At 66.9% G+C, this 23,827-nt stretch carries 21 protein-coding genes and 3 pseudogenes; 16 read left to right on the top strand and 8 right to left on the bottom strand.

Translation table 11 applies throughout. The features are described from left to right. The first annotated feature begins 160 nt into the window (after positions 1-160). The 8 genes from fxlM (at position 161) to H5T77_RS11410 (ending at position 10,020) form a co-directional block, all read left to right on the top strand. Positions 161-1,423: a methyltransferase, FxLD system gene (gene fxlM / locus H5T77_RS11445; protein WP_292649175.1), complete on the top strand. Its 1,263-nt coding sequence runs from the start codon at positions 161-163 to the stop codon at positions 1,421-1,423. An 81-nt stretch (positions 1,424-1,504) separates the two neighbouring features. After that, positions 1,505-1,669, top strand: coding sequence for an FxLD family lanthipeptide (locus tag H5T77_RS11440; protein ID WP_292649174.1), 165 nt, complete (start codon positions 1,505-1,507; stop codon positions 1,667-1,669). A 192-nt stretch (positions 1,670-1,861) separates the two neighbouring features. Then, entirely contained in the window at positions 1,862-4,861 is a 3,000-nt protein-coding gene (locus H5T77_RS11435; protein ID WP_292649251.1) for a lantibiotic dehydratase, read from the top strand. Continuing rightward, on the top strand, positions 4,858-6,099 hold the full coding sequence (locus tag H5T77_RS11430; RefSeq protein WP_292649172.1) for a lanthionine synthetase C family protein: 1,242 nt from the start codon (positions 4,858-4,860) through the stop codon (positions 6,097-6,099). Before H5T77_RS11435 ends, H5T77_RS11430 begins: the two co-directional genes overlap by 4 nt. A 14-nt stretch (positions 6,100-6,113) precedes the next feature. Then, positions 6,114-6,941 (top strand): thiopeptide-type bacteriocin biosynthesis protein, encoded by an 828-nt coding sequence (locus H5T77_RS11425; RefSeq protein ID WP_292649170.1) that lies wholly within the window; start codon positions 6,114-6,116, stop codon positions 6,939-6,941. Next, positions 6,938-8,113, top strand: a complete 1,176-nt coding sequence (locus H5T77_RS11420) for a hypothetical protein (RefSeq protein ID WP_292649168.1) — start codon at positions 6,938-6,940, stop codon at positions 8,111-8,113. Before H5T77_RS11425 ends, H5T77_RS11420 begins: the two co-directional genes overlap by 4 nt. Continuing rightward, a complete protein-coding gene (locus H5T77_RS11415; RefSeq protein WP_292649165.1) occupies positions 8,052-9,131 on the top strand; it encodes a lanthionine synthetase C family protein in 1,080 nt (359 codons plus the stop codon). The genes H5T77_RS11420 and H5T77_RS11415 overlap by 62 nt, the downstream gene beginning before the upstream one ends. 145 nt (positions 9,132-9,276) lie before the next feature. Continuing rightward, positions 9,277-10,020 carry a nucleotidyltransferase domain-containing protein gene (locus H5T77_RS11410; RefSeq protein WP_292649162.1) on the top strand — a complete coding sequence of 248 codons (744 nt, stop codon included), beginning with the start codon at positions 9,277-9,279 and terminating at the stop codon, positions 10,018-10,020. A 176-nt stretch (positions 10,021-10,196) separates the two neighbouring features. On the opposite strand, the gene H5T77_RS11405 is transcribed toward H5T77_RS11410, so the two are convergent. Continuing rightward, a complete protein-coding gene (locus H5T77_RS11405) occupies positions 10,197-10,742 on the bottom strand; it encodes a hypothetical protein (protein ID WP_292649160.1) in 546 nt (181 codons plus the stop codon). 606 nt (positions 10,743-11,348) lie between these two features. On the opposite strand from H5T77_RS11405, the gene H5T77_RS25750 reads away from it, so the two are divergent. Continuing rightward, positions 11,349-11,432 (top strand): hypothetical protein, encoded by an 84-nt coding sequence (locus H5T77_RS25750; protein ID WP_442940998.1) that lies wholly within the window; start codon positions 11,349-11,351, stop codon positions 11,430-11,432. A 307-nt stretch (positions 11,433-11,739) separates the two neighbouring features. Further along, positions 11,740-12,186 (top strand): hypothetical protein, encoded by a 447-nt coding sequence (locus H5T77_RS11395; RefSeq protein WP_292649158.1) that lies wholly within the window; start codon positions 11,740-11,742, stop codon positions 12,184-12,186. On the opposite strand, the gene H5T77_RS11390 is transcribed toward H5T77_RS11395, so the two are convergent. Next, a complete protein-coding gene (locus H5T77_RS11390) occupies positions 12,133-12,591 on the bottom strand; it encodes a hypothetical protein (RefSeq protein WP_292649155.1) in 459 nt (152 codons plus the stop codon). The two genes, H5T77_RS11395 and H5T77_RS11390, sit on opposite strands and share 54 nt — an antisense overlap. A 24-nt stretch (positions 12,592-12,615) precedes the next feature. Between H5T77_RS11390 and H5T77_RS11385 the strand changes: the two genes are divergently transcribed. Continuing rightward, a complete protein-coding gene (locus tag H5T77_RS11385; protein ID WP_292649152.1) occupies positions 12,616-13,665 on the top strand; it encodes a serine/threonine-protein kinase in 1,050 nt (349 codons plus the stop codon). A 64-nt stretch (positions 13,666-13,729) separates the two neighbouring features. On the opposite strand, the gene H5T77_RS11380 is transcribed toward H5T77_RS11385, so the two are convergent. After that, complete coding sequence (locus H5T77_RS11380; protein WP_292649149.1) at positions 13,730-14,872, bottom strand: OB-fold nucleic acid binding domain-containing protein; 1,143 nt, start codon at positions 14,870-14,872, stop codon at positions 13,730-13,732. After that, the gene (locus tag H5T77_RS11375; protein WP_292649147.1) at positions 14,869-15,531 is read right to left on the bottom strand and encodes a DUF4365 domain-containing protein; all 663 of its coding nucleotides are present in this window, start codon (positions 15,529-15,531) and stop codon (positions 14,869-14,871) included. Before H5T77_RS11375 ends, H5T77_RS11380 begins: the two co-directional genes overlap by 4 nt. Positions 15,532-15,747: 216 nt before the next feature. On the opposite strand from H5T77_RS11375, the gene H5T77_RS11370 reads away from it, so the two are divergent. Further along, positions 15,748-16,167 carry a hypothetical protein gene (locus H5T77_RS11370; protein ID WP_292649144.1) on the top strand — a complete coding sequence of 140 codons (420 nt, stop codon included), beginning with the start codon at positions 15,748-15,750 and terminating at the stop codon, positions 16,165-16,167. Between the two features lie 8 nt (positions 16,168-16,175). Further along, on the top strand, positions 16,176-16,349 hold the full coding sequence (locus H5T77_RS11365; protein ID WP_292649141.1) for a hypothetical protein: 174 nt from the start codon (positions 16,176-16,178) through the stop codon (positions 16,347-16,349). 127 nt (positions 16,350-16,476) lie between these two features. Here the strand turns inward: H5T77_RS11365 and H5T77_RS11360 are convergent. Beyond that, positions 16,477-16,680 (bottom strand): annotated as a pseudogene (locus H5T77_RS11360) (NUDIX domain-containing protein); the annotation flags it as partial. 71 nt (positions 16,681-16,751) lie between these two features. Then, positions 16,752-18,296: an ISL3 family transposase gene (locus H5T77_RS11355; RefSeq protein WP_442940947.1), complete on the bottom strand. Its 1,545-nt coding sequence runs from the start codon at positions 18,294-18,296 to the stop codon at positions 16,752-16,754. 170 nt (positions 18,297-18,466) lie between these two features. Between H5T77_RS11355 and H5T77_RS11350 the strand changes: the two genes are divergently transcribed. Next, complete coding sequence (locus H5T77_RS11350) at positions 18,467-18,919, top strand: transposase (protein ID WP_292649138.1); 453 nt, start codon at positions 18,467-18,469, stop codon at positions 18,917-18,919. A gap of 340 nt (positions 18,920-19,259) precedes the next feature. After that, a pseudogene (locus tag H5T77_RS11345) lies at positions 19,260-20,441 on the top strand (IS256 family transposase); the annotation flags it as partial. 81 nt (positions 20,442-20,522) lie between these two features. On the opposite strand, the gene istB reads toward H5T77_RS11345, so the two are convergent. Next, positions 20,523-21,326, bottom strand: coding sequence for an IS21-like element helper ATPase IstB (gene istB / locus H5T77_RS11340; protein ID WP_292649136.1), 804 nt, complete (start codon positions 21,324-21,326; stop codon positions 20,523-20,525). Beyond that, a pseudogene (gene istA / locus H5T77_RS11335) lies at positions 21,326-22,583 on the bottom strand (IS21 family transposase). Before istA ends, istB begins: the two are co-directional and overlap by 1 nt. 213 nt (positions 22,584-22,796) lie before the next feature. On the opposite strand from istA, the gene H5T77_RS11330 reads away from it, so the two are divergent. Then, entirely contained in the window at positions 22,797-23,741 is a 945-nt protein-coding gene (locus tag H5T77_RS11330; protein WP_292649133.1) for a site-specific integrase, read from the top strand. The last annotated feature ends 86 nt before the right edge of the window (positions 23,742-23,827 follow it).

Here is a 23,827-nt window from a genome sequence, read left to right as displayed (position 1 = left end):
TCGTGACCACATGCGCACGCGGCACGCCTGACCCCAAAGCGTTCCGGAGCAGTCCGGACAGCAACTAGGCCGCGCAGCACCCGTGCCATACAGGCGCGTGCATCCATAACCCCGGAACAACTCCTGGAAGAGTGAATGAGTGAACACACTGCGAGACACTTTGCGTCAGTCGATGGTGGCGAGACTTCGCGAGGAAGGTCTGATCACCACCGAGGGCGTCGCTGCCGCGATGAACGCGGTGCCCAGACACGACTTCGCGCCCGGCGAACCCTTGGAAAACGTCTACCAGACCAACACCACACTGGTTCCGAAAGTCGACGCCCAAGGCCGTCAAACGAGCGTCGTGTCCGCCTCGCACATCCAGGCAATCCAGCTCGAGCAGGCCGACGTGCGGCCTGGCATGAACGTGCTGGAAATCGGCTCGGGCGGCTATAACGCAGCCCTCATCGCGGAGATGGTCGGTCCCGGCGGCTCGGTGACGACAGTAGACATCGACGCCGACGTCATCCACCGCGCCCAAGCGGGCCTGCACCGGGCGGGGTACGAGCAGGTCAACGTCGTGCTCGCCGATGCCGAACACGGTGTCGCCCAGCACGCGCCCTACGACCGGATCATTGTCACGGTCGGGGCGTGGGACATCCCGCCTGCCTGGCTTGACCAGCTCAGCCCGGAGGGCCGGATCGTGATGCCGATGCGGTTTGCCGGGATCTCCCGGCTCGTCGCCTTCGACCGCTCTCCGGACAGCCTGGTGCTAACTGCCAGCAACTATCGGCTCGGCTCGTTCGTGCCGATGCAGGGCGACGGCGCCGCCACGGAGCAGTTCATCGCGGTCACTCCCGACCTCGGCCTGCGCATGGACCAGACCAGTCACCTCACCTTCGACGTGCCGGCACTGCGCAAGGCGCTTAACACCGCGCCGGTGACCAGCTGGTCGGGCACGCCGTTCGACATGCCTGACGAGTTGGAGCTGTACCTGCTGACCGGCGGCCCTGAGGTGGCGATGATGTACGCCGCCCAGGATGCCGTTGATCAAGGCGTCGTGGACCGCACGGTACGCAACGGCACTCCGGCGCTTGTGCGCGGTGACACCTTCGCCTACCGCATCAAGCGCGAGAACCCGGAGACCGTCAGCGGATTCGAGACCGGTGTCCTCGCCCACGGGCCACAGGCCTATCACGTCGGCAACGAGCTGCTCGGCATGATCCGGGCGTGGGCCGGCCGCTACTACCGGCGCAACGTCGCGCGCATCACCTACCACCCGAACATTCGCCTGAACACCGCCGACAACACCGCCGACAACACCGCCGACAACACCGCCGACAACACCGCCGACAACACCGCCGACAACACCGCCGTCGCCACCGGCCTGACCGGGTGGTACACGACCAAGCGGCACGGCGTACTGGCCATCTCCTGGCCCTGAGACTTCGGCGCTCACCTGTATGACCGACATATGGGTGAGCGTTGGGGAAGCCCTATCCACTCTCATTCAAGGAAGTTGTCCATGACTCAGATCACCACGTCCCTGCCCGAGGCCGAGGGCCGCACGCTCGATGACTTCGATCTAGACATCGAGTTCATCGAGGCCGGTGGCACCGTCGAGCACATCATCACGATGACCGAGGACAACTGCGGCAGCAGCTGCGTGTCAGCTTGCACTAGCTGCTGACCCGCCGCGCCCCGCTGATGGCCTGCTCTGATCGCCAGCCCGTCCACGTGGCTTGGCCCTGGAGTTAGCCATCACCTCCGGTCACGGGTGCCCGGCCAGGAAGAAGAATCTGCCCGGTCCGGGCGCCCGCCCAGCTGAGAACGACTATGCCTCCGGGAGGTCTGTGTGTACCGCAGCGTGAACAACGCCCTGATGCTCCGGGCATCGGTGCTTCACCCCGATGACCTCGGCCGCTGGCCCGACCTGAGCGGCCACGACACAGAGCCCGGTTGGCAGCAGTGGCTTCAGGAGACACTGGCAATCCCCGGATTCGCGGCCGCCATGGCCCACGCCTCGCCGAGCCTCGCGCAGCGCGTGAACGCCGCGGAGAACGGCACCCTGACCCAATCCGAGGTCCGCCGGGTCGTGCTCGCGGTCATGCGATACCTGCTGCGAGCCACCAGCCGCGCCACCCCGTTTGGACTATTCGCAGGCGTCGCACCGGCCACAGCGAACCGCACCGGCACCGTCGGTTGGGGGTCTGACCACCGACCAGTCGCCCGTCTCCAGGCGGCGTGGTTGGCCGAGGTCACCGACCGCCTCGAGTCCGACCCGCGACTCCGGCCTCACCTGCTGGTTTGCGTGAACAACCTGCTCGTGCAACGGGCGGGAGAGGTCATATTGGCCAACCGTGCCGCCAAGAGCGATCCCCAGGGTGCGCCGACCCATCTGCGCATCAAGGCGAACAGCACCCTCCGTGCGGCGCTCGACTTGGCGGCCGAGCCGATCAGCTGGGCGGATCTTTGCGGCAAGCTGGCTGCCGAGCGTGGCGCGCCGCCAGAAGCTGCCGAGCGGCTTGTCAGCCAGATGGTGACCGAGGGGCTACTGCTGACCAGCCTGCGCCCGCCGTCGACGCAGACCGATCCGCTCGCACACCTCGTGGACGAGCTCGAGAGCATCGCGACCTCGGGCGGTAACCCGGGGGAGGGTTTTGGGCAGTTGCGCACCCTGCGTCAGTTGAAGGCGCGGCACGACAACGCCCCCGACGCTGTGACGGCCGCCGCGCACCGCGAGGACCTCGTCCGAGCTGCCGCCATGATCGGTCCGGCAACCGCGGTCGGGGTCGATCTGGCACTGGATTGCGAGCTCGTGGTGCCGAGGTCCGTGACGGCTGAGGTGTGCCGGGCCGCTGCCGCGTTGACGCGTCTCGCCCGCCCGCCGTCGCGGCAGTGGCGAGACTGGCACGCCCGTTTCTTGGAGCGGTACGGCCTCTATGCTCTCGTCCCCGTCGTGGATGCCGTCGACGCGCAGGTCGGCCTTGGGTACCCGAAGGGATCCGTTGGTGAGCCCACCGCTGAGTCTGCTGAGGATTCCGCCGTACTTGTCGATCGGGATCGGAGGCTTCTCGCACTGGCACAACGGGCTGCGCTACGCGGCGAACACGAGGTCGTCGTGGATGACGCCTTGTTGGAGCAGGTAGCCGGCACCGCCACCGCCGAGGCTTCACCGACCGCCGAACTCACCGTGCGCGTCCACGCCGATTCGCTTCACGCCATCGAGGATGGCGACTTCCAACTCTCGGTCGTGCGGGCCGCAGCCCGAGCCTTCTCGACCGCGGGACGGTTCCTCGACCTGTTCGGCGACGACGTGCGAGACCGGATGGCCTCCAGCGCGGCCGACATGCCGCCGAGCAGCGACGGAGCACTGTCAGCGCAACTGAGTGCGGTGACTCGCTACACCGTCAGCTTGGATGTCAACCGCGCTGCCCAGGTGCTGCCGCACTTGATCCCGATCGGGGAGTTCCACCATCCATCACAGGCCACGATCGACTTGGACGACATCGCGGTCACCGCCGACGCCCACCGCCTCTACCTGGTCTCGATCTCGCGCAAGCGTGCCCTGCAGCCGGTCGCGGTCAACGCCGTCGAACAAGTCCGGCACGCGCATCCGCTGACCCGCTTCCTAGCCGAAGCACCTCTCGCCCTGAGCACAGGATGCCAACCAGTGGAGTGGGGGCCGGCGGCCACGGGCCTACCGTTCCTGCCAGCTCTTCGATACGGCCGCACCTTGCTCAGTCCCGCCCGCTGGCACCTGGCCGCAGCCGAGCTTCCAGACCGACAGGCAACATCGGACCTGTGGGAACAGGCGCTCACAGCCTGGCGGCAGGCCACTGGGTGTCCTGCCGCGGTCTGGCTCGGCGTTGGCGACCAAACCATCCGCCTCGACCTGCTCGAGCCCGCCCACCGGGCGCTGCTTCGCGACCACTTAACCCGTGAGCCCAACGCCGTGCTGCGCGTCATCCCCGACAGCGACGGTTGGATCGGTGGGCGCCCACACGAGATCGTGGTCCCGCTGAGCGCCACTACCCCGAGGCCGGCGGCGCCACGCCTCAGCAACTCCCCGGTCGAGGTCTGCACCCACGGCTCTCTGCCCGGCCGCGACCTCGACTACCTGAAGATCTACGCCCGGCTCAACGAGCAAACCGCGATCTTGACCAGCCACCTGCCCCGGTTACTGTCTCAGCTCCCAGGTACCGGCCGCTGGTGGTTCCTACGCCACGCCGACCCCGACCCGCACCTGAGGCTACGCATCACCGGCCTGCCCACCGATGTCATCACCGGATGGACGCAGCAGGTCGCAGACGCGGACCTGACGCGCCGAGTCCAGTGGGACACCGACTTTCCCGAACCCGGCCGCTTCGGGAGCCTCGCCGCCTACCAGGCCACGACGACAGTGTTCGCCGCAGATTCCGGGGCCGCGCTCGCCGAGCTTGGCCTCACCCGGAGACATCCGACGGTGGACCGGCAGGCATTGATCGCGGCGAGCATGGTGGACCTCGTCACTGCGGTGATCGGCAACGCGCACGAGGGGTTTCGCTGGCTGATCTCGCGCACCCGAACGGACCGGTCGGCGCCCGCGCGGTCGGTCTATGACCAAGCCATCCGCCTGGCCAACCCGCACGACCCCACCGCGCTCGTCTCGATGCCCGGCGGCGATGCCGTGCGGGAGCAGTGGGCCGAACGCCGCCACGCTGTCGTCGCATGGCGCGACCGGCTACCCACCCTCAGCACCACTGCGCCTGCCGATCTGCTGCCCGACCTGCTGCACCTGCACCATGCCCGCGTCGCCGGGCTCGACCTCGACAGCGAACGTGCCTGCCTGCACCTCGCCCGTGCCGCAGCGCTCAGCTGGACGACAAGGAGCACCCGATGACCTCCCCATCAATCACGCCAGCGCTCACCCCGGGTCTCACGCCCGGTCCCCTGGACACGCTCACCGCCGCCTGTGCGAGGCTCGCGAGTCCGTCCATCGTCGGTCCGTCACCAGACGGGCGGACCCAACCGCAGTCAGTGGCCGGCGGCGCGGCTGGCATCGCCCTGCTGCACATCGAGCGCGCAGTCGCAGGACACGGCGAGGAGGCAACAGCCCACGACTGGATACGCGCCGCGGCCAGCGAGCCGATCAGCATCGGGCGCAACTCCGACCCCTTCCACGGCGCCCCAGCCTTGGCCTTCATGCTGCACACCGCCGACGCCCTCGGCGGATACCGCCGAGCCCGGGCCAGCCTCAACGAGGCCACCACCACCCTCACCCGGCAACGACTGGCAGCCGCACACGCTCGCATCGATCGCCACGAACCGCTGACCATGTACGAGTTCGACCTAGTGCACGGCCTCACCGGGCTCGCGTTCTACCACCTGCACACCCACCCCGACCACCCCGTCAACCACGAGCTGGTGACCTACCTCGCCCGCATTACCGAACCCTTGGGCCAAGGCGAGGCCCGGCCGCCGTGGTGGCTGCACTCCGGGCTCGGTGGCACCGCCCATCCTGACTTCCCGCACGGACACGGCAACCTCGGAGTGGCCCACGGCATCAGCGCGGTCATCGCGCTACTCGCCTACGCCATCCTCCACGGCCAGGACAGCCCCGCACCCCGCCAGGCCCTCGATACTCTCTGCGCCTGGACCGACCGCCACCGCCAAGAGGACCCGACCGGAACCTGGTGGCCCGGCTACGTCGTCCCCGACGCTGAACCCAAATCGGGCCGGCCATCTTGGTGCTACGGCACCGCAGGCACTGCTCGCGCCCAGCAACTCGCCGGCCTCGCTCTCCACGACACCACCCGCCAGCACCGAGCAGAAGACGCGATGCTCGCCGCCATCACCTCACAACGGGAACGGCTGCCCGAGATCGGCCTGTGCCACGGCAAAGCCGGACTCCTCCAAGCTGCTTGCCGAATGGCCAACGACAGCACCGACCCACACCGATCGTCCCAGCTCAAGACCCAACTGCCTGTCCTGGCCGCCGACCTCGCCCGGCAGCTCGACACCGACTCCGACGGCACCCCGGAACTGATGGACGGAACCGCCGGAGCAGCGCTCGCCCTCCACACCGCTCTCACCGGCAACCCGGCCACCGGCTGGGACGCATTCCTGGCCCTCTCCTGAGATCGGAGGCACAGATGACAACACCTCAATGGCGTCAAGCCACCATCACCTTCGGCAACCCGGACACCGCCGTACAGATAGCCATGGACCATCTCGCGCCGATCCTTACCGAGGCTGAGACCCGCGGTCTCATCACCTGCTGGTTCTACGTACGCAAAGGCGACTGGAGGCTGCGCTACCTACCCACCGCCGACACGCCCACCGACAGTCCCACCAAACGCCACATGACCACCCGGCTGGACCAGCTGGTCCACGACGACGTTCTCCACCGCGCCGTCGCCGGCATCTACGAGCCCGAGGTCCACGCCTTCGGCGGACCTCAAGCCATGGATACCGCCCATCAGCTCTGGCACCACGACAGCCGCCACCTGCTCACCCGCAGCGCCGCCACAGCCACACGCGACCGCGAAGTCTCGATCATGCTCTGCGCAACAATGATGCGAGCCGCAGGGCTCGACTGGTACGAGCAAGGCGATGTGTGGGCCTGCGTCGCCGACCACCGAGACCCGCCCGCTCTTGCCCTCGCCGAGTCGCTCCAACAGCCCACCCACAGGCTTCTTACCGTCGACCCAGCCGACCTCACCCGCAAGGACGCACCGCTGGCCGGCTGCCACGAACAGTTCGACGCCTACACCCACGCCGGACAAGCGCTCCGAGAGCTCAACCAGCGCGGGCGGTTGCACCGCGGCCTGCGAGCCACCCTCGCCCACCACGTGATCTTCGCGTGGAACCGGCGAAGCATCCCCGGTGCCTACCAGGCCGCCCTCGCGACCGCAGCCAAGACCGTCGTCTTCGGCCCTGACCCCACGGCCTGTCCTTCCACACCGCGGGGTGACTCATGACCCCGGCCGCAGCCAGCAGATTCCCACTGGTTGCCCGGCCCCGGCCCACCTGCCTTCCCCTGCCCCAGCGCGTCAGCGGACTCCACGAGCTCGCCACCGAAGCACGCGAGCGCCGCGACGCGTCCCTGGCGACAGCGGTGTTCAATCTCGCCGCGCTCCTGGCCTCCGACTGCGGCATGCCCGCGCTGGCCCGAACCTGGTGCCACAGGCTCGCCATCACAGCCATTGAGCACGACCACGACCCACGGTACGCGCTTGAGCCCGTCGTCAACCTCGCCAGGCTCCACATCCGCGCAGGCGAGGGCTCCGCTGCGTGGACCCTCCTGGAGACCCTTTTCCAGGCAATCGACACCCGAACCGACACGACCATCGACGGCCTCACCATCCCCGCCGCCCGCCTGACCAGGACGCCCGACAGTCACGCCAAGGCGCGAACCTGGCTCTGGAGTGTCCTGCTCGGCACCGGCGCCCACGCCTTCGCCGCTGCCGGTAGATGGGACGAAGCCAGCATCCGCCTCGACCAACACAACGGCGTCGGCGAACGCATGCTCGATGGCAGGCAAGTCACGATCATCGCCCACGCCACTGCAGGCCGCTACCAGCAGGCGCGCACCATGCTCAACGCAACCCATCCGGGCGAGCCATGGGAGAACGCGGTCACCGCCGCCCTGCACCTCCACCTGCCCCTGGCCGACGCCGACCCAGCCGAACAAGTGGCCCCTGCGCTAGCGGCCCACCATGCCCTCGGGTCCATCAAGGCCGGCCTGACCGTCTTCCACACGCGACTGGGCCTCACCCTGGTCGACGCACTCGGCCCCGACCACCCCAACGCCGAACAGATTGCGATGCCCCTGATTCGCCACGCCGCCAACGACGGCTACGCGGCACGCGACCTCCTAGCCCACCCCGGCTGCCTCAGCATCGCGAGCCCTCAACAGATCGCCCGCCTCACCGAACTCGTCGCTGATTGCGGTCTCGGCCACCGAACCATGACCGCCGAGCACCTCGCCGTGGTCGCCGACGCCCTCGACACCGCCGAATCGGTGATCGCTCACACGGCTCTTGGGCAATACGCGACGGAACCTAAGAAGGAAGACGAGAAGGATTCCGATGAGACTTCAGTCCCTCGCCGAGGGCATCCCTGGGCTCGTGCTGCTCGCGGCCGAACGTGAGGAGAGTCCACGCCCGTGGGTAGCTCGGATGCTGTCCGAGCCCGTCATGGTCCACCCCGATGACGTCAGCCTCTTCGAGGGTGCGCCGGCGGTAGCCCTCGCGCTCAGTGTCACCGGCGAGTCAGGAATCCTGACTTCCCTCGACACCCAGATCGCCACCCTGACCAAGCGCCGCCTGGAGGCGGCGGCCCAACGCCAGCAGCGAGGCGACCCGCCACACAAGAGCGAGTTCGACCTGATCAGCGGGCTGACCGGCCTGGGTGTCTACCTGCTCCACCGCGGCCAGAACCTGCAGTTGCTGCACGCGGTCCTCACCTACCTCGTGGATCTGACCCGGACCCGCAGCAACGGCAGACCGGGCTGGTGGGCAACCGATGGCCCGACCGGTCCCGACCCGGCGTGGCGCGACGGCCACGGCAACCTCGGCATGGCCCACGGCATCGCGGGACCACTGACCCTGCTCGCACTGGCCATGCGACGCGGGATCGTCGTCGCCGACCACGCCAAGGCGATGCGACGCCTGTGCGCCTGGATCGACCTGCACCGCCAAGACGACCCCCACCCGTGGTGGCCCGGCACGGTCACGCTCCGAGAGCACACGCTCGGGGTCTCCCGCTACCGCGAGCGTCCCCGACCCTCCTGGTGCGAAGGCACCCCCGGCATCGCCCGCGCCCTACAGATGGCCGGCATCGCTCTCGAAGACCAAGAGCTCCAGCACACCGCCGGGACCGCGCTCCTCTCCTGCCTGTCCGACGAAGACCAGCTCGCCCTCCTCGAGGACGCGTCGCTGTGCCACGGCTGGGCAGGCGTCCTCCACACTGCCTGGCGGGCAGGCCACCACGCACCCGCCCTACGCGACACGCTTCCACGCCTTCTCGCCGGCTACCACAGCACCACACTGCCAGAGGAGCCCGGATTCCTCACTGGCAGCACCGGCACCGCGCTCGCCGAGCGCGTCGCGACCACCGGCCTCCCGCCCGCGACAGGGTGGGACGCAGTCCTCCTCCTCAACGAATGACGAATGACCGACGCAGGATCCCAATGACTCGGAATCCACCCCCGGATGCCCATCGGACCCGGCAGTACCGGCCCGGCCTACCCGCGTGGATTCCTCAGGCGGAAACCTGTTGTGACTGCAGGAGAGATGCCGCCACGCTGAGGCCATGACACGCAGACAGCCGATTGAGGTCGCCCGCCACTTGGTCGTTGAGCGGTTTCCCTTCGCGAAGCAAGGGTGGCTTGGAGGGTCCGTGGTCCTCGGACAGGCCACGACCACCTCGGATCTGGACATCACGGTCCTGGACGAGAGCGCGGCCGTGCATCGCGAGTCGCTGAGGTTCGCAGGTTGGCCGGTGGAACTATTCGTCCACTCCGAGGCGAGCATCCGGCACTTCGTCGCAAAGGACATCACACAGCGCAAGCCCTCGATGGCAAGGCTGGTCGCCAAAGGAGTCGAGCTCCTGGAAGGCGACGGGGGAGAGGCGGTGCGGAAGCTCTGCGAGCAGGTGCTTGCCGCAGGCCCGGGCCTCCTGTCCCAGGATGCGCTCGCCGGAGTTCGCTACGCCTTGAGTGATCTTGTCGACGACCTTCGCGGCGCAGTGCCCGGACCGGTCTGCACCGCCATCGCCGTCGAAGCATGGCGACGCGCCGGCGACCTCGTCCTTGCGATCAACGGGCACTGGACAGGAGGGGGAAAGTGGCTGGCGCGAGAGCTTCTCTCGCTCGATCAAGCCTCGGGCTCCAACTGGGCGTTGAAACTTCATGAGTCCCTTCAACACGCCATGGCTGGCGAGACGGAGGCACTTGAGCAGGTTGCCGAGGAGGTGCTGGATGCTGCCGGCGGAAGGCTCTGGGAGGGGTACGACCAGGTTGCCGCGGTTCCCGAGCACGGATGGGTTCGGGACTGACGTCGTCGCTTCGGTTTCGTATCGATCCCTGAGGGCCTGGACGACATCGACAGAGCGTTGGAAAGCACGACACTCCTTAGCCTTGGCCCGAACCTCGCCGTATGACCGACCGGCCTGTGGTCTCGGGTCAGCGCAGGTCAACCCTGCCGCCGATCTTGTTCCCCAATAGGACGGCGTCAACGCAGCGGTCCGAACGCGGCTTCTTCCCATGACCTGCGCAGCTGGTCGAGATCGGCCGGCTCGAAGTTCGCCCCGGCGTCGTAGCAGCCGTTTGGCGTGCAGAGGAATGTCTGCTCGGGGTGAAAGACGCCAGTACCCCCACATGAGGTGCAGTATGCCCAGGGCGCTGGTGCAGGGGCCCAACCTTCCTCTCCCAGATGGTCCCCGTGGTACTGGCCGATCCACCCCGATGCCCGGAATTCCGGGCCCCATCCGGGGTCGAGTCCGGGCAGGAGGAGCCGTCCGGCAGCGACTATCCAGATGTCGCCGTCCCAGGACGAGTCGGTGGCATGTTCAAACAGATCTGTGAGCACTGACTCCTGGTCGGTGTCACCAAGGTTGGCGACGTCAACGACGGCGAGCGCGGTACGGCCGGTGTTGCCGTGGATGGTGGCGGTGCTCCACCAGGGGCGTTCCTCGCGATCGTAGGTCAGATCCATCTCGAGGAGCTGAAGCAGCTTCACCCAGCGTGCCCCACGCTGGTCGCCAACCTCGAGGCTCATGCACGAGATGCTCTCATGGGGCCGGCTCATCGTCGTGGATCCTCGTGGACCGTCGCGGCAACGCCGTGACGCATCCGACAGCGATCACAGGACGGATGGAGAAGGAGGGCAGTGAGGGGACCTGTCGAACCGTGATTGGTTGGCGTCTGCGAATCGCGCTTTCTACCCACGAGCTACCGACGAGTTGTCGTCGGCTGGAGCCGTGGGCCCGTGCGCGATGAGATCTCGAGCTCTTGGGCGACGGTGTTGGCGATCAGCGACAGACTGGATTGAGACCCGTTCGTGGTTGAGTGCTGCTCCGGCGAGCTTGCGCGCGGGTCACCGGACGGCCGCGCGCGGTCCTCACCCTCCGTCGAGGGACACCTCTGTGCCTTCGGTGAGGTACTGATGAAGGGCGCTGGCGGTGGTGTCGACGAACTGGGTCGGAATGAAGTCGGTGCTGACCCAGCGCACTTGGGCGTATTTGCGTGGTTCGCGGTTCTCGGGCTCGCCGGCCCACTGGTCTGCAACGAAGACGACTGTGAGGAAGCCGTTGGGCTACTTCGAGCGCTCGCTCGCGGCGTACGGACGTGAGAGGGACAGCCGTGCGACCGGTGCGGTGCTCCGATGCGACGCATCGCATTCATGAACCGCTTCTCCTACTTCTGCCCCAAGTGTCAGCGCCCACCTGCTGGTTTGCCGAAACGCTGAGGTTGTCGAGCACTCTACTGCGGGGCGGGGTGGACATTCTGGACACCTGCTGATGTCAATGTGAGCGGGAAGAGGGTTCACCTCCGGCTCATCACATCGACGTCCCGAGGCGAATGATCGCGCCATGCCCTCACATGTCGGTGCTTGAGTCTGCGCCCTCGACGGGTGTGTTGGGAAACGGGGGGCCGCGGCGGCTGCACCGGTGAACGACTGGACGAATGTCGCCACTTCGAGGACACGCAATGGGTGACGCGATACTCTCGTTCGATCTGGCATCGTGGCGAGAAGGGCGGAGAGGAGATCTGTTGTGGACCTGGTGAGCATCATGAACCGCGGCTCAGCGGTCGTCCGCGAGAACGACGCTGCCGACCATCTGCGGCGCTGTGCTGAGTCTCTCGTGCGGGCGGCCTCCGTATACGAGGGCTTCGGTGTCGTAGCCGCCAGTCCCCAAGCGGAACGGGTGCTCGGGGCCGCGATGATGCTTGCCCCGACAATGCACGGGGACAGCAGCGGCCCGTCGATTGTCTTCGACGTGAACCATGCGAGCGGAACCCTGCTCGCTCGCGCTGCTCGACGTCTGCGGGATCGTGGCAACGAGTCACCGCTGGTCGGGATCGTGCTGAACCCGCTGGTCGAATCCGCTGGTGAGATTAGTGTCCCCGAGCTCGACCATGTCCGCGTCGAGCTCAAGCAGGCCTCGCTAGGGCAGCAGAGCCAGGGCGGCGTAGACCGCGTCTCGGTACTTGCGCGATAGCCCTTCTGCGGCGGCATCTGCGGCCGATTCTAGGTCGGCCTTCTTCTTACCGGCGAGTGTCGCGAGTCCTTGGGCGTCCTTGGCCTCAACGCGAACGTCGGAGACCTCGTGCAGCACGAACAGGAGAGCGCCCTCGGCGTGAGCTCGCTGGAACGTCGCGCGGTTTCGGCGCGCGACGGGCGACGCGCCTGCCGTCTTGATCGCGGCGGCGTCGAATGACAGCCCAGGGAGCCGTCCTTGGAGCAGCCGAGCGAGGCTGACTGCCTGTGCGCCGGGCTCCGTCTCCGTCGTCTTGATGGTGAATGCCTCGACGGAGCGCGGGCTGGACGGCCGCGCTTCTATGGTCGCGACGTGGACCTTCGGGCTTCCGGCCGCAGGGTCTACAGAGATTCCCAGCGCGCGCATGCGCGAAACCTTAGCCTTCTACTTGTGGATCTGTCGGAGTTTCCCCCCGGAACTACCATCAACGACCGCTACGAGCTGGCTGGCAGCCTCGGCGGCGGGGCTGACGGCTCGGTCTACGAGGCGCACGACCGACACCTCGACTCCCGCGTCGCGGTGAAGTTGCTCAACCCGTTGGAGGAGGGCGCGGCGGGCCCCTGGCAAGAGGCTCAACGGCTCGAGCAGCTCAAGTCGAGGTTCCTGCTTCGCGTGGTGAACGCCGATGTCGTGATCAACAGCGACATCCGGTTCATCGTCACTCCCATCATGAGCGGAGGCGACCTGGAAGGGCTCGCCCAGCCGTACGGCATTGCTGCGTCGAGGGCGGCTCACCTGGTGCAACAGATTGCCTCGGGGCTTGACCGCATCCACCGGGCCGGGATGATTCACCGGGACGTCAAGCCGGGCAACGTCCTGATCGAAGGCGTCGACGCAGTCTTGGGCGACCTGGGCTTCTGCCACCTCCTCGCTGACGATGGAACAGCGCCGCCCAACGGGACCTACTGCACGGTGGCCCCCGAGGTGATCCACGAAGGCGGCAAATGCTCGCCGGCGACCGACGTCTACTCGCTCGCGGCGACAGCGTTTTATCTCCTGAGCGGCGAATACCCGATCGGCCATCGAGCCTCGAGGCAGGATCAGCGCGATCAGATCCTGGCGGGCTCGACCCGAGAGCTCCGCAACATCGCTCCGCACGTGTCTCGAGCGGTCGGCGCGGTGGTGCGGAAATCACTGAACGGCGACCCCGCGCAGCGTCATGCGAGTGCTACCGACTTCGGCAATGCCTTGGCGGGCGCAGTCCAGGGCAGCAGGGACTGGCACCGCGTGACGCATGACGGACATCTGTACTGCGTCTTTGGAGCGCGGCATGGTGCGCAGAAAGAGGTCCAGGTCTGTTGTACGCAGGTCGACAAGCGCTCGATCGAGGTCAGCGCCCGACTTGCGGGCAGCGGGCGTCAGGTTCGCGGCAAGCCGGACACCCGCGTCACCCCGGGAAAGTTCATCGTGACCCTGCAGCAGTTGACGGCGAGCCTCTGAGGTCTGAGATGGCTGGTGCTTGCGCGTCGCGACTCCGCGGCGGCATCAACCACGGGCCGTCTGCTCACTCGACGTCGTCGAACGTGTCGCTCAGGGGCTGTGGGGTAGAAACCCCTTTGAGGCGTATGGGTCGCCCTGGACGGCGCTCGACTGTACCGTGCACGACGACGGTCGTACCCGAGTCCATCCAGTGGTGGATCTCGGAGAGCTGCTCCTCACGCACGACGACCTCGACTCGCCCGAATCTAGAACCGCTCGGGCTCGGCGTCTGGATCGCGATCTCGCCAAGCGGCTCACCGGGCACATGGCTGATGTGGATGATCGGGCCGGTGATCACGCGTAGCGGCTCGCTCTTCGGCGTCGAGAGCAGCCGTACAGTGCGGGTGAGGATCTCGCGAGCATCCGCGTCCGCCGGCACGGTTACGGCGCGTGGGATACCCGATGACGCGGATTCGATGGGTGCCCAGTTGAAGCCCGTCTCCAGCCAGGCCACACCGGGTTCAGCGATCGAGCGGCTCAGCTGGGCGAACATTTCCTTCGTCCCGCCGGCAACGACGACGGGTGTCAGGTCCTTCATCTGGGGATCGTGAGCCGGCTGAAGGACGTGCTTGTCGAAGGCAGACATCGCCTGGGCCAGGGTGCGCGTGACTCGTCGCTCCGAAGACTCGGGCCGCACGGACTCGACGGTCGCGTGCGGCAGCGGCGTCTCGCGTTCCGGCACTGGATCACTCAACCTGAGCATCACCGGGAAGATGAACGAGCCGGTCTCGGTGTGCCCGAGTCGGGCTTCACGCACGATCTCGTCGCCGAGTTTCGAGTAGTTACTGCCGATCGACTGTCGGGGTCGGCGTGCCGCTGTCGCGGCTGCCCGCAGCATGCCGAAGGCCGACCCGACAACGGTAGCCGCCGCCTCAAGGGGGACCGTCGGGCCATCGGGCGCGTCGTCGTTGACGCGGAATCGGGTTACGTCGAAACGAACCATCTCGACTTCACGCAATATGACCGATGCGCGCTCACCGTGTGCAGTTGCAACCCGTTCGGTGATGTCACTCCACTCGAAGGATCCGCGTGTGATGAAGCGCGGCAGATACATCTCCGCACGACCGTCCAGCGACCACAGGCTCGCACCGTTCGGGTTGTCACGGGTTATCGACCAGCCGCGGGCGCTGAGAAGTGCCGACACGTCATCGGCCAGGTTTTCGGTCATCGTGCACCTCCCGAATGGTTCTCGTGGAAGTCGTAGGTCTCGTCGCGCCAGTCGTACAGCGTCTCACTCGTGAGCTGGTCGGCCTTGGTGAACCTCATCGACGCGGTGTGTCGTTCTGTGTCGAAGCGCTTGCCGAAAGCCACTGTCCGGTGGAGAGTGCTCGTAGCCTTACCTTCGATCCAGTCGTGTACGTCGGGTGGGACCTTGACGAGGACGACGTAGACCGGGTGAAGACTGCTGGACCATTTCGCAACCCACTCGGGTTTGAGCGGGAGTGTCGCAGTCCCGTTGCCGACCTTGAAGGTGCTCTTGCACTTCACTTGCACTTCTGCGCTCGCGCGACCGAACTTCAGCGTGACGTCGATCGCGTCGACGTCCTCGTCGGCGGAGTTCTCTGTACAGCCGATGCCTGCATGGGCAGCGAGCGAGCGAAGGTAAGCCGCCCCGTAGCGTCCTCTTCGACCGTTATCCGTGAAGTTCGGGTTCGCGGCGCAATCGAGGCGCGACGGCGGCGGGTCCGTCTCCGGACCGGCTGCGCTCGATCCGGAGGTGCCCATCGTCGTCAGGTTATCGGCGCAGGTCCAGCTTGGTCGCCGAATCAGTGCAACCCCATCATCCGTTCTGTATTCGCGCCGTTGACGGGCAGCGTCGGCGGTCATGGCGCATCAGGCTTCTCCTTCGACTGGGTAATCGCGCCCACCGTACGGTCGATGACCTAGAGCAGCAACAGCCCGTCGGGGACGTAGCTCTTCCCCCGCTCCGGGGCAGCCTGCCCGCCGCCCTCGACCTTCCACCAGGACCCCCTCGCCGACCCTAACCCGTGATGCCGTCTGCGACGTGCCGAACGCCGCGGTCGGCGACGCCATGATTCCGCCATGGCAGAGCAGCCCCCTCAGAGCGTCGACCGACGCCTGGTCAGGTGGGCCCACATGTGGGCCGCCGCCTCATCCGAGACGTACGAGACCATCGAGTCCATCTCCATGCCCGAGTCGCCCGCGACGGAGATCGGCCGCCGCGACGCGATGACGATGGTGCTCGTTGACGTGGTGCGCAACGTCGTCCGCGGGACCGAGTTGGCAGTCGGCAAGGACAGCGAGATCGTCCAGCGCTTCAGCGAGGAACACCCCGCGCTCAAGGACCTTCGCGACAGGTTCGAGCACTACGAGGACTACGTCAGATGCACGGTGACGCACAGCGCAAGGGCAGGCGGCGCAGAGGAGAGCCCTTGGAGCTGGAACATGACGGCATCCGGATCTCGGCGTCGAGCGGAGGCGGTCCCGAGGGCCACCTGGTAAGCGTCGTCGTGATCGAGCGTGACGAGAACAACGAGGCGGCAGAGGTCGTCTATGAAGCGCCGTCCCGGACGATCGCCGTGGCGGTTCGCCGCTTGGCCCGCGATCTAGTCAATGCAGCGGACCTGCTCGATGAGCGCCACCTCGAAGCGTGCGAGATCTGCGCCGACCCGGAGGGAGTCTGAGTGCCAGGCCCTCCTGCGACGGTCAGATGTATCGCTAGGATTTCATAAGCTTTGGTCCGCCGCTAAAGCCGTCAGGAGTCGCCGTGCAAACTGACGGACAGGTGTGGACACGTCCGGACCATCAACGTCACATACTGCGCGAGTCTGCGGCTTCGGCTCCCCAGGCGCTGTGGATGATGTGGGCGACCTTGAGCCATTCGGGCTTCACTGTGAGGCCGGTTTCCTCGTAGAGCTCGCGGACGGTGGTCTGGGTGATCGGCTTGCCAGGGTCGCTCTTGCCAACGGGGATGTCCCACATGCCCTGGGCGAACTTGGCGTTTTGGCTTCGCTGGAGGAGGACAACGGGGACTGTACGCCCAACGGCTCTGTCGCACTTTCGGTGCTGCCCTTCGGTCCGTCTCGTTAGTTGAGCAGGATGCGGTGGCGGAGGAGGTCGAACCCGGCTCGGCCGTACATCTGGCGCTTGAGGAGCTTGATCTTGTTGTTGACGCCCTCGGTGCGGCCGTTGTGGTGCGGGAGGGTGAGCCCAGCGTCGACCGCGGCGCGGTCGAGGTCGAGCCCGCGGCTGAACGAGTGCACGCTCGGCAGATCGGCCTCCCTCACTGCGGTGATCCAGGCATCGAGCTGGGTGTCGTTGGCGTCGCAGGGGGTCAGGAGTGCAGCGAAGCTGGTGATCAGGCTGGTCAGAGCGGTCATCTCAGCACACGCGCCGCTCAACTGCGCGACGGTCTTCTGCTGAACGTCGCTGAGGTTGGCTGGGTTGGTGAGGAGGAGCCGGGCTGCTTTGCGGGGTGAGAGGTGTGACCGGTCGCCGTCGAGGCGGCCCTGGTTGATGTAGCGCACCAGCAGGTTCGAAGAGCCCTGGTAGCCGAGTTCGCGGATCTCGGCCAGGAGGTGGGTGAGCGGGATCCCGGGCTGCTCGGCACGGCGGGCACGGAGGTGGTCGCGGTACGGATCGACCAAGGTGGGCCGGTATTGGTGAGCACGGCGGAGCTGTTCGGGCTGTTCAACCCGGGCATACCGCTTCACGGTGTTGAGTGCCAGGCCGAGCCTGCGGGAGCAGTCCAGGAGCCCGACGCCGGCGTCGAGGAGGCCGTGGACCTGCTGCCACCGGTCCCGGGTCGTGGCGGCGCGCGGCCCGTCTTGGAGCCCGGTCGCCAGCCCGACAGCGGGGGTCCAGCAGGTCGCGTGGCCGGCGACCTCCTTACGGATCGCTTCCCCGAGCCCGTGCCACAGGTGCCACCGGTCGCTGACCTGGATTGCCGCGGGTAGCGCCTGGGTGATGGCGTCGCTGTAGGCGCCAGAGCCGTCGCGGCACACGATCTCGGCACCGGGGTGAGCGGTGAGCCAGTCCTGGACTGGCTGGGACAGTCTCGTGGGGATGACATCGATTCGGCGGCCGGTTTCGGCATCGATAAGGATCGTGGCGTACTCGTGCGAGCGTCGCAGCGCGAAGTCGTCGATCCCGAGGACCCGGGGAACGTCCATGGCGGGGAGCGGGATCCGCATCAGCGCCCGCAGCGCGGTCCACCGTGACAGAACGACTCCGAGCACCGGCAACACCCGCGCCGAGGCTCTGCCAGCAAGTTCACGTACGGTCGCGGCGACCTGGGCGTTCAGCCGGATCGTGCGCCGCTGGTGACGTTCGAGCAGGTCAGGAACCTGTTCACGAAACGAGCCTAGGACGCACTGCTCTTCGAGACACCGGAGCCGACGGACCCGGACCTTGACGATCACCTCGCGGCCGTCGACCGGGACGTCGGCCACAGTCCGCAGATGGTAGGAGTGCACCCGCCGCGTCAGCACGCCACAGGCCGGGCACCCGACTTCCCCCGCACGCGTCCTCGCATGGACCCGGATCGCGGAACCCACGTCGACGACATCGTGGATCACCAACGCCGCTAGGCCGGAGAACACGATCCTGGCCAGCCCCATTCCATCAAGCACGGCCCATCAAAACAGGTCGACGGCAACTATTCGACCACAGCACCGAAAGTGCGACAGAGCCGAATTCTTGACACGCTCGATCAAGGGCAACCAACCGACCGTGCAGGCCAAGCTCGCCGCGTTGCCGTGGCGGACATTCGAGAACCTCCATCTGACCAGGGAGAAGGTCCATGGTCGCATCGAGGATGCGTGCACTGAAAGCGCTCACTGCGAAGTCCCCGAGCCTGGTCGGGTTCTGGGGCGCGAAGCAGGCGGTCAAGATCGCCCGCACCACATGTCGGAAGAAGACCACGACCAGCCCGGCGTCGACCTCGACCGAGGAGCTCTACCTGGTCACCAGCCTGTCCGCGGAACAGGCCAGCCCAGCCGACCTTGCTGCGTGGGCTCGTGGTCACTGGTCGATCGAGGCCCTCCATCACGTCAGAGACCGGACCATGGACGAAGACCGTCACACCGTCAGGACCAAGAACGCCGCCCAGAACTGGGCCACCGTCCCCGACACCACCATCAGCGCCCTACGCCTGGCCGGCCACACCAACATCAGTAAGGCCCGCCGAGCGACCGCCGCCGACCCCGCTCTGGTCCTCCAAATCATCGCTCAGACCAGCGCGAACGGACTTTGACGGCGCCCTGGTAATGGGGTGTTCTTGGAGCGCCAGCGAACTGCTACTTTCACACCGGAAACCAAGTATTCTGCTCCTTTAACATTTGTCGGCATTATTTTGATGTATTTGAGATCGTTTAATCTTTCTAGGCTCGCAGGTCACCTAGGCTCAAACAGTGGCAGGCGCATCAAGGACGAAGCTCGAGCCAGGTGAGGACAGCACCGGCCGGGCCCGACGGTGGAGTCCAGCAGAGTGGTGTACGACGGTAGCCCGGTGAGCGTGTCGTCTAGAACGTAGGCGCGGTCACCGGGGACCCTTCGAGTGAACTCTCACACCCATCTCGAAGAAGGACCCACTGATGACCGCTGTACCCAGTATCGATCCTGCCCACTTTCTAGACGAGCATCTGTCTCAGGCGAGCCCTGACCTGATGCGCGAGTTGCTCGGCACGTTCATCAACACCCTGCTTTCCGCGCAGGCCGACTCGGTGTGTGGTGCGGGCTATGGCCAGCGTTCCGAGGAGCGTGTGAACTCCCGCAACGGCTACCGTCACCGTGACCTCGACACCCGCCTCGGCACGATCGATGTCGAGGTCCCCAAGCTGCGTCAGGGCTCGTTCTTCCCCGAGTGGCTCCTCGAGCGCCGCAAGCGTGCTGAGCAGGCCCTGACCTCGGTGGTGGCGACCTGCTACCTGCTGGGGGTCTCGACCCGCCGGATGGACAAGCTGGTCCAGTCCCTGGGGATCACCGGCCTGTCGAAGTCGCAGGTCTCCGTGATGGCCAAGGACCTCGACGAGCACGTGGCCGAGTTCCGCACCAGGCGCTTGGAGCAGGCCGGCCCGTTCACCTTCGTCGCTGCCGACGCACTGGTCCTCAAGGTTCGTGAAGGCGGCCGGGTCGTGCCCGTACACGCGCTGGTCGCGACCGGGATCAACGCTGATGGGCACCGGGAGGTCCTCGGGGTCCAGGTCACCTCCAGCGAGGACGGTGCGGGCTGGCTGGGGTTCTTCCGCGACCTGAGTGCCCGCGGCCTGGCCGGGGTCAAGCTCGTGACCTCAGACGCGCACGCCGGCCTGACCGCTGCGATCGCCGCCACGTTGCCGGGTGCCGGCTGGCAGCGGTGCCGGACCCACTACGCCGCGAACCTCATGAGCATCACCCCGAAGAGCTCCTGGGGCTGGGTCAAGGCACTGCTCCACTCCGTCTATGACCAGCCCGACGCCGAGTCGGTCCACGCCCAGTTCGACCGTGTCGTCGACACCCTGACCGAGAAGCTGCCCGCCGTCGCCGAGCACCTCGAGACCGCCCGCGCCGACATCCTCGCCTTCACCGCGTTCCCGAAAGAGATCTGGCGTCAGATCTGGTCCAACAACCCCAGCGAACGCCTCAACCGCGAGATCCGCCGCCGCACCGACGTGGTCGGGATCTTCCCCGATCGCAACTCCATCATCCGGCTCGTCGGCGCCGTCCTGGCCGAACAACACGACGAGTGGGCCGAAGGCCGCCGCTACCTCGGACTCGACGTACTGGCCCGTTCCCAGGCCGTCGGCACCAACTGTCGGCAACGCTCGAAAATGGGGCCGATGCGACGCTCGAAAACGAGGCCACTGGTTCGTTGTCTTCTAGTCTGCCGTGTCTTGGGTTCTGATGCTGGGCAGGGTCTCGATCCCGCGGTTGCGTAGCCGGTAGCTGGCGCCCTTCAGGGTGAGGACGTCGGCGTGGTGGACGACGCGGTCGATCATCGCTGCGGCGACGGCCTGGTCGCCGAAGACGCCTCCCCAGCCGCTGAAGGGCAGGTTCGATGTGAGGATCAGCGAGGCGTGCTCGTAGCGGGATGAGACGAGTTGGAAGAAGAGGTTCGCGGCGTCTTGCTCGAAGGGTAGGTAGCCGACCTCGTCGACGATGATCAGCCCGTAGCGGCGTAGCCGGGCGAGCTCTTGAGGGAGTCGCCCGGCGCGGTGGGCGTCGGTGAGCCGGGTGACCCACTCGGTCGCGGTGGCGAACAGGACCCGGTGGCCGTGGTTGGTGGCGGCGATGCCCAGGCCGGTGGCCAGGTGGGTCTTGCCGGTGCCGGGCGGGCCCAGCAGGACGACGTTGCGGGCTTCGGTGAGGAACCCACCCGATGCCAGGGACGCGATCTGGGGACGCACCGCAGGTTGGGCGTCCCAGTCGAACTCCTCGATCGTCTTGCGTGCAGCGAAGCCCGCGGCACGGATCCGCAGTTGGGCACCGGATGCGTTGCGGGCTGCGACTTCACGGTCGAGTACTGCGGCGAGGTACTCCTCGTGGGTCCAGCCGGCATCGCGGGCGTGGTCGGCCAGCCGGGCAGCGGACTCGGTGATCCGGGGTGCCTTCAACGCTGATGCCAGGTAGGTCAGCTGCTTGAGTGCCTCGGCGGCGTCGGTCTTGGCCTTCGCGGTCGCCATCAGGCCACCTCCTCACCGTCAGCAGGCCCGCCGGTCAGGCCGCCCTCGATGAGGCCGAAGGCTCGGTCGTAATCGGCCAGATCACGAGTCAGGTCCCGCACCAGATCGTCGTGGGGATCGGGGGCTGGCTGTGGGCTTTGAAACTGTTCACGCAGCACCTTCGCGGCGGCGACGTGGGCGGGGTCGGTGATGGTCATGCCACGTGCCCAGACCCGATCATGGGCAGCGACGAGCCGTCCTTCGTAGCGGACCTCGACGCGGGCCAGGTCCGCGGCCACGTCGACGAACCGGCCGATCACCGCGGGGTCGACGGAGTAGTCGCTGGCGTCGATACGGACGTAGTAGTCGCGTCCCAGCCGGACCCGGTTTGACCCACCCGAGGACCGGCGCCACCGGCGGCAGGGGCAGCATCGCGGCCCGATCGGTGTCGAGCAGATCGACCGGTCGGGCCTTGATCGTGCGCACCACGCGCGTGTTCGCGATGGTCAGCCAGTCGGTGAACTGGGTGTTGAAGTCGGCTGGCGATGTGAAGTCGCGCCCGGGCATGAAGGAGGTTTCGAAGAACCCGTTGCGTCGTTCCACGATGCCCTTGGACTCAGGGTCGTAGGGTTTCAGGCGCTGCAGCGTGGTGGCCAGGGTGCCGGTGAATGCCCCGACGCCCTCGGCGTGCCGCTTACCGCGGCCGATCCCGGACTCGTTGTCCCAGATCAGCCTGCGTGGCACCGTGCCGAGTTGCTGGAGCAGCACCCACATCCCCAACAGCAGGTCGGCCGTGTGCCGGGTCGGGATCATCTGGCCGAGCATGAACCGCGAGTGCGCCGCGGTGATCACCAGGACCGGCAACAGCACCCGGCTGCCGTCCTCGAGCGGGATCTTCCTCGGCGGGAACCACAGGTCACACTGGGCCGCGTCACCCGGCAGCCAGGTCAGCCGGTCCGAGGGATCGACCGGCCGATGTTCAGGACGAAGCCGCCGCACGTTGTCACGGAACCACGTGATCGATCCCGTCCAGCCGACCCGCTCCGCGATCACCGTGGCCGGCATGTCCGGCGTCGTGGCCAGGAGCTGTCGCACCAGCGGTTCGAACGGCGTGAACGCCGTCGACACCACTGGCCGCTCGTACTTCGGTGGCCGGTCCGAGGCCAACGCCCGATCGACCGTCGACCGGCCGATCCCCAGATCCCGTGCGACCTGCCGCCGCGGAACACCCTCCGCGACCAGCCGCCGGATCAACGCCCAATCCTCCACTGAGATCACCCATCCAATCTGTCTGGGTGGCCTCGTTTTCGCCCGTCGCTATGGCCTCGTTTTCAAGCGTCGTCGACACCATGCACACGCCGACAAGATCGACACCGTTTCGGGCTCAAGCAGTACACCATCGGTGCAGGCATCCGCGCCAGGCCGCTGAGCAAGCTGCTGACCGAGATCGCCCAACGACACGGCCCGGAGAAGGCCCACGCCTGCCGCACGGTGCTGAACACCTACATCATTACGCCCCTGATCATCGACGACCTGATCCCCCGCAACCCGATCGCCGGCCTGAACCTGACCCACCCACCCGGAGCAAAGGAGCCCGCACATACTCGCGGTGGCCGCTCGATGGACCACGCCGACTACTCGCCGTTCCTCACCTGGCTGCTCGATCTCGACCCCGCCAGTCTTGCACCACCTCGAGTGCCCCGCCTCCAGCCTCATTGGCGCGACCTCACAGTTGCCAAGTGGCACAACGCGATCGACCTCAGCCTTCTACAGATGGCCACCGGGCTTCGCCAGACCGAGGGACGCCGACTCACCTGGCCCCTGGTCCAAGTCGACGACCAAGGCGTAATGAGCATCAAGATCCCCAAGGACGTCGCAAAGACCAGGGATGCCCGCGTCGTCCTCGTCCTCGAGCCCCGGGTAGCCAAGCGGCTCCTGGAACGCCGCGATCGAGCCGGCGGCATTGGCTACGTGATCGGGGCACCATCGGATCCCACCAAGGTCTGGCACCGGTCCAACTGTGGCGCCGCTGTGGCCGCGCTGTACCAACGGGCCGCCACCGAACTCGGCATTGACGTGCTGCTCACCGAACGCTCGCACATGTGGCGAACAACCCTGCGCACCTTCTACCAAGGACAGGCCCCGGACGCCGTGCTCAACGCCCAGTTCGGCCACTCCCAGGCAATCGCCGACAAGCACTATACCGACTACCGCAGGCTCGATGACCTGGCCGACGCGGCCGGGCTCGGAACGTCCCAACAGCCCCAGGCAACCGCGCCCCTGCGACACCCGTCACGGTACTCAAAGTCGTGCCTCGGCTTGCTCTTTGACTTGCTCTTTAGGCCGCTGTCTGGCCCCTTCGCCCGAGGTCTGTCACCACACCCGACAGATGCCTCGAGCTTGGGGCCGATGACCCGCGACCGCCGGGCCCGATAGGAGTCGCCGAGATAAACCTGGCCCTGACCCGCCATTTCACCAAACGATGCGTGATACCGTCGAAGAACGAGATCAGACGTTGAAAC

Origin of the sequence: Nocardioides sp. (genome assembly GCF_014360585.1) — a bacterium.
Taxonomy (GTDB): Bacteria; Actinomycetota; Actinomycetes; order Propionibacteriales; family Nocardioidaceae; genus Nocardioides.
The sequence above is the reverse complement of the archived record's forward strand: the minus strand, read 5'-3'. Positions and strand labels throughout refer to the sequence as shown.